Origin of the sequence: Paenisporosarcina quisquiliarum (assembly GCF_027563315.1) — a bacterium.
Taxonomy (GTDB): Bacteria; Bacillota; Bacilli; order Bacillales_A; family Planococcaceae; genus Paenisporosarcina; species Paenisporosarcina quisquiliarum.
Window position 1 is genome coordinate 1 of record NZ_JAMKBJ010000038.1, and the last position, 267, is coordinate 267.

The 267-nt window shown below is 42.7% G+C and carries 1 tRNA gene; it reads left to right on the top strand.

From position 1 onward, the window contains the following. Nucleotides 1–3 precede the first annotated feature (3 nt). A tRNA-Ala gene (locus M9R32_RS16045) sits at nt 4–79 on the top strand. Nucleotides 80–267 lie beyond the last annotated feature (188 nt).

Here is a 267-nt window from a genome sequence, read left to right on the forward strand (position 1 = left end):
TTAGGGGCCTTAGCTCAGCTGGGAGAGCGCCTGCCTTGCACGCAGGAGGTCAGCGGTTCGATCCCGCTAGGCTCCACCAATATACTCTTCATTGAGTATTTTATTTTTTGCTCCTGCGATTACTCGTCGCAAGCAAATACTTGTTCTTTGAAAACTGGATAAAACGACATTGAAAGCAATAACATTCAAGTAATTCAACATACAACTTCGGTTGTATGCGTAAGAACTTTTTAACTTTTAGGTTAAGTTAATAAGGGCGCACGGTGA